We start from the raw sequence: 10697 nt of genomic DNA on the forward strand, positions 1-10697 counted from the left end.
CATGAAACCGATTTTGATTGGCCTTTTGGCTTCGCTATTTTTTTCTGCAACGTTCGTATTGAATCAATCGATGAAGTTTTCCGGCGGCAATTGGATGTATGCCGCCTCTTTGCGTTTTATATTTATGGCGCCGTTCCTTGTAGCCATTGTAGCGTTCCGGGGCAACTTAAAGCCGCTGCTCCGGGACATGAAAGCCCGCTGGAAAACGTGGTTCGGCTGGAGCTTCGTCGGCTTTTTCGTCATGTACGCGCCCGTATGCTTCGCTGCCGAATTCGAGCCGGGTTGGCTCGTTGCCGGGACGTGGCAAATCACCATCATCGCCGGACTTCTTGTCGCTCCGCTATTTTATAAAGAGATGTCGACGCCGGACGGTACCGTGAGGATGAGAGAGAACATTCCTTGGCGTTCCTTGCCGATGTCCCTTGTCATATTGGTCGGGGTGGCCCTTATGCAATGGGGGAACGCGGAACGGTTATCCGTCTCCGATATTCTGTTCGGGATACTGCCGGTTGCCGTCGCCGCTTTCGCTTATCCGCTGGGAAACCGCAAAATGATGGAAGCATGCAAAGGCAAGCTCGATACGTACCAGCGCGTGCTGGGCATGACGCTTGCCAGCTTGCCGCTGTGGCTGCTTCTCGCGCTGGTCGCCTTTATGCAGGACGGTCCGCCAAGCGCCGGCCAGACGGGCCAGTCGCTGATCGTAGCCGTCAGCTCGGGCGTCATCGCGACGGTTTTGTTTTTCGCCGCAACGGACATGGCGAAAGGCTCCGCGCAGAAGCTTGCCGCCGTAGAAGCGACCCAGTCGGGCGAGGTGGTGTTCGCGCTTGCGGGCGAGCTTCTGCTGTTGTCCGTTCCGCTGCCGCCGGCCATATCCTGGGCCGGCATGCTGCTCGTCGTCGCCGGCATGATCATGCACAGCATGGTTTCTGGTCGTCTTCCGGTAAAGCCCGCCCATAAAGCCGCAGCGTCTATTCAGGAAGATGCAATTTCCGGGCATGATCGACCTGCATCTCTATAATGAGGAAGGCTAGCTGTCGAGGGCTGAATGTAACATAATGGTATGATGACGAAATGTATTGTTCCCTGAGGACGTTTCGTACCGGTGCGCTTGGATGGACGGAGCTGCGCGTGTTGCGAAACGTCTTTTTGCTTACTTATTGGCTGTATCCCGACAGCTCAGAAAAAAAAAGCGTGCAGGATCGTGCTATGATCGTATAATTTGCGACATAGGACTTTGTAATTTACAACATAGGAAAGTTACAAGTCGGACTTATGATTTAATAACGCAAGCAGCGGATTGAACGCACAATGAAGCGAGTTTCTGCATTACGGCAGACAGAGACCGCCGCTTCGTATTGTAAACAAAACAGAACATATCGAAATAAGACTGGAGGTATTTCTTTCCTAGCCCGTGATATGCAGCATTGAGCCATGCTCGGGCGGATGAAGCCAGTTCACGGATTACCTTCATGTCCTCTATCGCATAAACGGGCTGCGTGATGACATGCAGTCTGTTTGCTTTTCCGGCCGCATGTTGTCCGGCGATCCAATCTTTTGCCGATGGAAGCATGCGATTAGAGAGCAAATGCTCTTTCGGGATCATTTTGATTTTGATATAGCCGCCGGAGGAAGAAGCTTGGCCGATACAAACCGATACGGGGGACACTTGAGGCTGCGGCCTGTTCGTCAATCCGCTTAAGAAGCCGTACTGAATACATGCTGCAATGATATTTCCTTGCAACGGGGATTGACGATCGTATGCGGAAACCGCCGTTCTGATTTTGCGCAGCATCGACCATGCCGTCTTATAAGTCACTTCGAGTATGGATGCAATTTGAAGTGCATTGACGGCGCCGTTTGTATAGGAGCATGCAAGCAAATACATGGCGAGCATCCATTTGGACAGCGGCGTGCGGCTTTTCTCGAGAATCGTATTGGCCGTAAGGGAAGTTTGATGAGCGCAGGTACGGCATTGATAGACCGGCAGCTGTCTGGTGCGGATCGTGTATGCGCGGCAGCCGTTGCAGCGCGGACAGCGGAACCCGTTAGGCCACTTCATCTTATATAAATAATCGATACAATGATGCTCGGTCGGGAATAATCGTTTGAATCGGCGTACCGCGGATCTGAGCCGCTTGTTCATGTCGATGCGCTCCTTTATGAGGCTAATCGTTAAGAATATTATACAGAACATACGTTCGTATTTCAACAGTGTAACGAGCTTTTTTGAGCCTCCTGTGCTTTTTCCAAGGAATCGAAGCGATCGAAACTCCGGCAAATGCGGTAGATCGCCCGGGAGTTACAAGCTTTTTAGGCGTCGTGGACGGTGCAGCAATGTTAGAATGGTCTACTATAGCAGTGGTACCTTTTATGACGGCATTTTAAAAGTAAGTTTTCCGCCTGTTAGACGACAGGAGAGCGGCAAGCTGAGTAGAGGGGATACAACCTAGAAGGCCGGGAAAAGCGCGACAGGACGGTGAAACAAACGGCGAACGGGTTGGGAAATAGCTGTTGTAAATATAAGATTTGAAGGAAAATTCTGTTCGGCCGGACAATTAATTCGCTTCTATTTCGGTCGGCTGGTATAATTAGGATAACGATCAAGGCGAACGTAAATTCGCATAGGAGTGAGAAGGTTGCATTTTTCCTTTTTGGACGGGCGTTGCCATCCTTTGCTCGCCGAATGGTTTCGGGCCGGATACGGTGAGCCGACCGACGTGCAGCTTCGGGCTTGGGAAGCGATTGCCGCCGGGCGCAATACGCTCATTGCCGCGCCGACAGGATCGGGCAAGACGCTTGCGGCGCTGCTTCCTTGCCTGAACGAAATAATCGAAGCAAAGCTACCGTCCGAAACGAACGGCCGGGGAGACACATCGGCCAAAACGCGGGTGCTGTATATTACACCTCTTAAAGCGTTAAATAACGATATTTATGACCATTTGGAGCAATATGTGGAACAAATCGACCGGCTGGCTTCCCAAACGAATCGGGAGTGGCCGGGCATCCGCTGCGCGGTGAGAACGGGCGATACGACAAGCGCCAAACGCGCGTCCATGCTGCGAAGACCGCCCGACGTTCTCGTTACGACGCCGGAATCGCTTTACATTCTGCTTACATCGGAGAAGGGCCGCGCCATGCTTCGTACCTTGGAGACGGTAATCGTGGATGAGATCCACGATTTGGCCGCGGACAAGCGGGGTTCTCACTTATCGCTGTCTTTGGAACGGTTGGAGCGGTTGTGCGGCCGTAGGCTGCGCCGAATCGGCGTGTCCGCGACGCAAAAGCCGTTGTCCCGGGTAGCCGAGTTTCTCGGAGGTTGGGAAGAGCCTGAAAAAGAGGCTGCCCGTGCCGAAGGCCGATTATCGGGCATGGATGAGGAGGCCGGGGAGACCGACTTCGTCTGGCGGTTCAGCGATCCCGAGAGTGGGGAAGGAGAACGGCGGTTTGTTCATCCTTTCGGTTACGTTCCGCGCGATGTGTGTATCATCGAGAGCCGAATGGACAAACGGATGGACGTTCGCGTCACGATGCCGGATCAAGCCAAGCTGATGCAAAGCCGGGAGTCGGTATGGGAGCCTATCCTCGACCGGCTATTTCAGCTTATCGACGGCTGCCGTTCCGTGCTGCTGTTCGTCAATAGCCGGAGACTGTGCGAACGGCTCTGTTTGAGGCTGAACGACCGTGCAGGCAGCGAAATCGCCAGAGCGCATCACGGCAGCATGGCGAAGGAGATTCGGCTGGAGGTCGAGCGGATGCTGAAGGCGGGCGAGCTTCGTTGCATCGTCGCGACCTCGTCGCTGGAGCTGGGGATCGATGTCGGCCATGTCGACCTCGTTATCCAGCTGGATTCGCCGCTTGAAGCCGCATCCGGCATTCAACGCGTCGGACGGGCCGGTCATGGCGTCGGCGAAGCGAGCCGCGGCGTTATTGTAGCAAGGGCGCGCGGAGCGCTTCCGGAGATTGCGGTGCTCTCCAAGCAAATTTCGGATCGGGACATCGAGCCTATCCATATCCCTATTAATCGGCTGGACGTACTCTCGCAGCAGATCGTTTCAATCGTCGCCTCCGGCGGCTTGACGGTCGACGAATTGCATCGGCTGATTGCCGGCAGCTATAGCTATAAAGGTTTTCCGCGGGGCAAGCTCGAAGGGATGCTGCAGGTGCTCGCCGGATTTTATCCGTTCGCCAGGCCGCTGCTGGACTGGGACCGGCCGGCGGGCATGGTAATGCCTAGAAGCAATACGGCCATCGCCGCTCTTACCGGAGCGGGGACGATTCCGTCCAGCTCGTCCTACCCGGTTCATCATGCGGAGAGCCGAGCGCATCTCGGCGAGCTGGACGAAGAATTCGTACAGGAAAGCCGGGTAGGCGACGTGTTCCTGCTTGGCACGAATTCGTGGATGATCCGGCGAATCGATAAAGACCGGATATACGTGTCCGAAGCGGAAAACCGGTTCAGCGAGGTTCCGTTCTGGCGGAACGAAGGGCCGGGAAGAACGTATGCGCTCGGCTTAAAGGTCGGGGCGTTCCTGCGGCAGCTGGATGAGCGGCTTTCCGAAGGCGATCCGCATTCCCCGGGAGAAGCGAAAGCCTCAGGAGGGCCAGATGCCGCAGAAGAATCGAAGGCCGCAGAAGAGCCGCATGCCGCAGCAGAATCGATCACGAATTGGCTGGCGGACGAATATAAGCTGGATAGCCAGGCGGCCGGGCAGCTGATCGCTTTGGCCGAAAGCCAGCGTTCTTCCTGCGGGATTCCGACGGATCGGCATATCGTGATCGAGCATTACCGCGACGTCATGAACCAGACGCATGTGATCGTCCATTCTTTATTCGGACGCAAAGTAAACCGGACATGGCTGCTCGCGATCGAACGGCAGTTCGAAACGACGCTCCCTTACCGGCTTTACGGCAACGCGAAGGATAACGGCATCGAATTCGTTTTGCCCGAGTGGGATCCTTCCTGGCTGCAGCATATATGGCATGTGACGCCCGCGAATTTGGACCGGCTGCTCAACGAAGCCGTGGCCGGTTCGCCCCTTCTTGCCGTCGCCTTCCGGCATATTGCCGAAACTTCGCTGCTGTTGTCCCGCGGGTTCACTCGGACGCCGCTATGGCAGAAGCGGCTGCGGAGCGAGGAGCTGCTTCGCGACGCTTTGCCTTACGCCGACCGCTTTCCGTTCTTGCAGGAAGTGATAGAGGAATGTTTGCGCGATTATTTGGACATCGGGCATTTGCGCGAGCTGCTGACGGCGGTTCAGGAGGGGCGCATCGAAGTGTCGGTGCGCGAATCCGAATTTCCGTCCGCCATGGCTACGCAGTTTTTGGCCGACTACGTCAACATGCGCATCTACGAAGGCGACGGATTGGACCCTGCCGTGCAAATGCAGCTGATGAATTTGAACCAAGGAACGGCGAAGCAGCTGTTCGGTGCAGCGTCGATGCGAAGCGCCGTCCCGGAAGAAGTGCTGGAAGAGGAAGGCCGGTGGCTCGGTCAACCGGGTTTTCCGGTACGCGGCGCATCCGACGTATGGAAGCTGTTGAAAGAACGCGGCGATCTGAATGCCGACGAGATCATTCGTCTGGCCGGAGCAGAGGCGGCGATATGGTTGGACGAGCTGGCCGCCGGCAGAAAGGCCGCTTCGTTCGATTTTGGCCGAGCAGGGGAGCCGTCCGTCTTTCGGTGGATCAGCGCCGATGAAGAAGGCGTCTACCGATCCTTCCCGGGCGATCCGGATTCGGAGAGGTTTATTATCGGACGGTATGCGGAGAACAGATTATCCTTTACGGAAGCGGAGCTCCGCGAACGGTATCCGAGGCTGACGCTGAACGATGCCCGTGAAGCGGTCGATCGGCTCGTGAAGGAAGGTATCGTTAAGCAGGCGCCGTTTGCCGCCGGGCCCGAAGAGAGAATCTGGTCCGGCCGAGACGCCGCAGACCGGATGATCCGGCTGTCGATTCAGGCGGCGCGGAAGAAGGCCGAGCCGGTCCATCCGCTGCGCTGGTTCGCGCAAATCGCGATTCGCCAACATGCGCTGCAAGGCACGCAGTTAAAAGGAGAGGACGGTCTATTGGCCGTGCTGGAAAAGCTGCAAGGCCTGTTTTTGCCGCTTTCGCATTGGGAGACGATTATATTCCCGTCCAGAATGACCGATTACCGCAAGGAAGATTTGGATTTGCTTTGTTCGACGGGCGAGGTGATCTGGATCGGACGCAAAAGTCCGGCAGACAAGGAAGGCAAGGTCGCTTTTTTCCTTGCAGCGAGCCGTCCGCTCTACGAGCCCTTTATCCGGTCGGCGCAGGAACGCGAGCCCTCTTATCCCGAGCTGCTGCATCGTTTGCGATCCGGGGGAGCGAGCTTTCTTACGAAGCTGAGCCGAGAGACGGGGCGAGTCCCGACCGAGGTGCTGGAGCAGCTGCTTGAACTTGCATGGGAAGGGCATGTTTCGAACGATCAATTCGCTCCGCTTCGGTTATCGGCCATGAAGAAAGGCAAAGATTGGTCGCGAACGGGATCCGGACAGGGGCGCTGGTATTGGACAGGCACGCTTGCCGGACCGGAGGCGGACGGCGATGAAGACACGGCGGATGCGAAGACCGGCTCGTTCGGCACGGCCGGCGGGGAGCAGGCCGAAACCCGGGGCAAGGAATCTTCCGAGCTTCATTGGGTGAAGCGGATGCTGGATACGTACGGAATCGTCACGAAGGAGCTAAGCGAGCAATGGACGCCTTATTCGTGGGACCGGCTGCTCCCAGTGCTGCGAAAACTGGAGGAATGGGGAACCGTCACCCGAGGGCTGTTCATCGAAGGGACGATGAATATGCAGTTTACGACGCTTGAGCATATGAAGGCCGTCCGGGACGCATGGCCGCAAACGGTCCACGACCGTCCGACGCTTCTGTCCGCCGTCGATCCGGCGAATCCTTACGGCTTGCTGGCCGATTGGCCGGAGAAGGAGAAATGCGCTTATGCGCGAAAGCCCGGCAATTATTTGGTGGTAAAGGGCGAGCGGCTGCTGTATTGGATCGAAAATAACGGCAGGCGAATTTACGATTTTTACGGAAGCGGGGATTCGAACGACGAGAGCGACCGCTACGCGGAATTGAAATCGATTCTCGGCTCCGTCCTGAAACGCCAACGATTGTCCAAAATCGTGATCGAAAAATGGAACGGACAAGACGCCGCAACGACGGCCGCCGGAGAGCGGTTGAAAGAGATCGGCGCGGAAACGGACCGCAAAACGCTTGTGTTATGGCCAAGCGCTCTTTCATAAGCTTGCGCCGCCGGCTGTAATGAGCAGCAGCAATGCGCGGACGCGATGATGAAGGATCCGAAAATTTTGAGGGTAAAGGATGCGATGCGGATGTGCCGCGAATCCGGCAGCGGTTTTTTTGACCGGCTTGAACGTTATACGGCTACGGTGCAAACTCAAATCGAAAGCAGCGGAGCTGCCTTATATGTGATGCATCAGGGAAAACCTTGCTTCGAATGGTATGCAGGCACGCATGGTTCGGAGCCGGGAAGCCGTAATATCGACGCAAGCTCCATGTTTAACGTCGGTTCGATTCGAAAGACGTTCTACGGGCTTCTTGTTAGCCATGCGTTACAGCTCGGAAAGATTAGAGACAAAGACGATCCGATCGGTATATACTTAAATGGGTTGACCGATGCGGTTGCCCGGATTACGATCAGACAGCTGCTGACGCATACGCACGGGCTTAGGACGGATCGGAAAGCGATGTTCCCTCCCGGGACCGATTGGCATTATAATAATACGGGAGTACAACTGATCGTCCGGCTGATCCGGGAGCTGTACGGCCTTACGGTCGCGGAGGCGGCACATACATACGTTCTGGAGCCATACGGATTTCGGGATATCGGCTGGCATCGATGCGATAGCCCGTCGCTTGTTTGGAACGATGACGCCTATGCGGGAATCGACGGAAGCGAATCCAATTTGTTTTGCAGCGCGAGGGAGCTTGCGCGGTGGGGACAGCTTCACTTGGACGAAGGACAAGCGGAAGGCGGAGGCACGCCTGCCGGCGGCGGCCCGTCTGCGACGGCGTTCAAGGAAGCGGTCGGCTCGATAACCCCGTCAGGGCTTCGCGATGAGCTGCCGCGCAACGGATTTTTTTGGTTTGTGCAGGATCGGCCGCGGACCCGCTCCGAGATCGGAGATGAAGTGCCGGCCGGAGCGTACCAGACGCTGGGCATTACCGGCTGCGCATGTCTCGTTATTCCGGAGCTGGAAGCCGTAGCGGTTCGGATGTACAATCAGCGGGGACCTAATCCGGAAGGGTATGATTATTTGAACGATATCCGGACGTTCGGCAATATCGCGGTCGAATGTTTGCGCAAACTGGGAACCAGTCAGGCAATAGTTTGAGCTTAAACGAAACAATACTGAGACATTTTTTGGGAGGGCAACATCTAAGATGAATCTGAAGAAATTGGCAGCAGACGAAGCGGTGAAATTAATCGAAGACGGCATGACCGTAGGACTTGGAACGGGTTCTACCGCCTATTGGGCCATTATGGGCATCGGAGAACGCGTGAAGAACGGGTTGAACATCCGCGCGGTCGCCACTTCGGAAGCGTCCGACCGTCTCGCCCGGGAGCTGAACATCCCGATCGTTCCTTTCTCTGAGGTGGAAACGATTGACGTAACGATAGACGGAGCCGACGAATCGGATCATTCGCTGAACTTGATCAAGGGGGGCGGCGGAGCGCTGCTGCGCGAAAAAATCGTCGCGTCCAGCAGCAAGCGGCTTGTTATTATCGCCGACGAGTCGAAAGTCGTGGAACGGCTGGGCAAATTCCCGCTTCCGGTGGACGTGGTGCCTTTTGCGGTCGAGCTTACGCTCCGGAAGCTGGCGGCGCTGGGCTGCGAGCCGAAGCTGCGCCGCAAGGAAGACGGCGAGCTGTTCAAGACGGACAACGGCAATTATGTGGCGGACTGCTCTTTCGGCGCGATAGCCGATCCGGCGGCGCTGCACGATCAGTTGAACAATATCGCCGGCGTGGTGGACAACGGCTTGTTTATCGGGATGGCCGATATGGTCATCGTCGGACACCAAGACGGAACGGTTTCCGTTCTGAAGTAACATGACATCTTCAATTACACCAGGATCGGACATCAACGTAAAAACGCAATTATGGGAGGAATCGCGATGGTGCTTCAACCATTTCCGCGCAGTACGCCGGAGGAACAAGGCATTGCGTCAACGTCGATCACGTCGTTTCTTGGTGCGATTGCAGAGCAGCGTCTGGAGCTGCATAGTTTCATGCTTGTCCGAAACGGCCATGTCGTAAGCGAAGGCTGGTGGGATCCTTATGGACCGGATATGCCGCATATCCTGTATTCCTTGACCAAAACTTTTATGGCTACGGCGATCGGCTTGGCCGCGCAGGAAGGATTGCTGTCGCTTGAAGATACGGCGGCTTCCTATTTCCCCGAACGGCTGCCGGAGCAACCGTCGGAGCGGCTGCTTCGCATCCGCGTAAAAGATCTGCTCATGATGGGCACGGGCCAAACCGGGGATACGATACCTCAAGGAGCGGAAGACTGGATTGCGGCTTTTTTCGCGAAACCGGTTGAAGCCGAGCCCGGAACAAAATTCGCCTACCATAGCGGGGCTTCGAATATGCTTGCCGCGATCCTGGAGCGGGCATCGGGCGAAACGCTCGACCGATTTTTGCAAACCCGCTTGTTCGGGCCGCTTGGCATCGAAGGCGAGCAATGGGATCTGCTTCCCGACGGCTCGGTCCCCGGCGGGTACGGCCTTCGGCTGAAGACGGAAGATATCGCCAAGCTCGGCCAGCTTTATTTGCAGAAAGGGATATGGAACGGGGAGCGGCTGTTGACGGAGCAATGGGTGTCGGAAGCGATCGGCAAACAGATCGACAACGGCCCGAACCCGAATCCGGATTGGGCAAGCGGTTACGGCTATCAAATTTGGCGCTGCGCAAGGGACAATGCTTATCGTTTCATCGGCATGTTCAATCAGCTGTGCCTTGTGCTGCCCGAACATAACGCGCTGGTCGTCACGACGTCGGGGCTGACGGACGAAGCGGCCGTGCTGGACGCGATATGGGAGCATCTCGTTCCGGCCATGCAAGAGCGAGCGGTCGACCGGGATGTTGAAGCCGGCCGCCAGCTGGCGGAAACGATCGGCCGGCTCGGCCTGATGCCGGAAATCGAAAGCTTAAGGGTGTCCCCTGGAAAGATAATGGACCCCGTTTCTTATAAGCTCGGCGAAAACCCGTTCGGTTGGGAAACGTTCTCCGTTGAATCCGAAGAGAACCGGTTAACGTTAACCGTCCAGTTGGCAGGCAAAGAAAGGCAGACCGTGAGCGTTCGGCCTGAGGGCTGGATTTACGGCGAATTCGAGCGGGAACCCATAGCCTCTGTTGGCGGGTGGAAGGAAGACGGGTCGCTTTATATCCATACGTATTTTGTATCGACCCCGTATTGCCGCATAACTACGTTCGAATTCGAGGAAGACCGGGTTACGCTTCATTTGACCGGCAACGTCGGGATGCCCGAGCCCGTCGTCATTCAGGGGAAGAGACTGGAAGGCGTGCCGGCAACCGGCGATGCCGGAAGAGATTGAAGCCGGCACGGACGAATAAGGAGCTGTCTTTCGCGCGGGCTCGCGCGAGAGACAGCTTTTTGCTCTTGCAGCGGCATGCGGGCTTG

The 10697-nt window shown here is 56.4% G+C and carries 6 protein-coding genes and 1 pseudogene; 5 read left to right on the forward strand and 2 right to left on the reverse strand.

Features of this window, described 5'->3' with window-relative positions; translation table 11 throughout:
* The first annotated feature begins 1 nt into the window (after position 1).
* Positions 2 to 1018 carry a DMT family transporter gene (locus tag ACFSW5_RS05700; protein WP_379270446.1) on the forward strand — a complete coding sequence of 339 codons (1017 nt, stop codon included), beginning with the start codon at positions 2 to 4 and terminating at the stop codon, positions 1016 to 1018.
* Positions 1019 to 1270: 252 nt separating this feature from the next.
* On the opposite strand, the gene ACFSW5_RS05705 is transcribed toward ACFSW5_RS05700, so the two are convergent.
* Both ACFSW5_RS05705 and ACFSW5_RS05710 read right to left on the reverse strand, forming a co-directional pair.
* Entirely contained in the window at positions 1271 to 1885 is a 615-nt protein-coding gene (locus tag ACFSW5_RS05705) for a hypothetical protein (protein WP_379271072.1), read from the reverse strand.
* A 78-nt stretch (positions 1886 to 1963) separates the two neighbouring features.
* Positions 1964 to 2194: pseudogene (locus tag ACFSW5_RS05710) on the reverse strand (transposase); the annotation flags it as partial.
* A 442-nt stretch (positions 2195 to 2636) separates the two neighbouring features.
* Here ACFSW5_RS05710 and ACFSW5_RS05715 point away from each other — a divergent pair.
* From ACFSW5_RS05715 to ACFSW5_RS05730, 4 genes are all read left to right on the forward strand, one after another.
* Positions 2637 to 7271 carry a DEAD/DEAH box helicase gene (locus ACFSW5_RS05715; RefSeq protein ID WP_379270447.1) on the forward strand — a complete coding sequence of 1545 codons (4635 nt, stop codon included), beginning with the start codon at positions 2637 to 2639 and terminating at the stop codon, positions 7269 to 7271.
* Positions 7272 to 7319: 48 nt separating this feature from the next.
* Complete coding sequence (locus tag ACFSW5_RS05720) at positions 7320 to 8384, forward strand: serine hydrolase domain-containing protein (protein WP_379270448.1); 1065 nt, start codon at positions 7320 to 7322, stop codon at positions 8382 to 8384.
* 49 nt (positions 8385 to 8433) lie between these two features.
* Positions 8434 to 9102 (forward strand): ribose-5-phosphate isomerase RpiA, encoded by a 669-nt coding sequence (gene rpiA / locus ACFSW5_RS05725; protein ID WP_379270449.1) that lies wholly within the window; start codon positions 8434 to 8436, stop codon positions 9100 to 9102.
* A gap of 66 nt (positions 9103 to 9168) precedes the next feature.
* Positions 9169 to 10611 (forward strand): serine hydrolase domain-containing protein, encoded by a 1443-nt coding sequence (locus ACFSW5_RS05730; RefSeq protein WP_379270450.1) that lies wholly within the window; start codon positions 9169 to 9171, stop codon positions 10609 to 10611.
* The last annotated feature ends 86 nt before the right edge of the window (positions 10612 to 10697 follow it).

The organism is Paenibacillus thailandensis (genome assembly GCF_042685365.1).
Lineage (GTDB): Bacteria > Bacillota > Bacilli > Paenibacillales > Paenibacillaceae > Paenibacillus_AP > Paenibacillus_AP thailandensis.

Coding starts and splice junctions, on each gene's coding strand:
- ACFSW5_RS05705 (WP_379271072.1), bottom strand. CDS start 1,885: ATGTATTTGCTTGCATGCTCCTATACAAACGGCGCCGTCAATGCACTT.
- rpiA (WP_379270449.1), top strand. CDS start 8,434: ATGAATCTGAAGAAATTGGCAGCAGACGAAGCGGTGAAATTAATCGAA.
- ACFSW5_RS05720 (WP_379270448.1), top strand. CDS start 7,320: ATGAAGGATCCGAAAATTTTGAGGGTAAAGGATGCGATGCGGATGTGC.
- ACFSW5_RS05700 (WP_379270446.1), top strand. CDS start 2: ATGAAACCGATTTTGATTGGCCTTTTGGCTTCGCTATTTTTTTCTGCA.
- ACFSW5_RS05730 (WP_379270450.1), top strand. CDS start 9,169: ATGGTGCTTCAACCATTTCCGCGCAGTACGCCGGAGGAACAAGGCATT.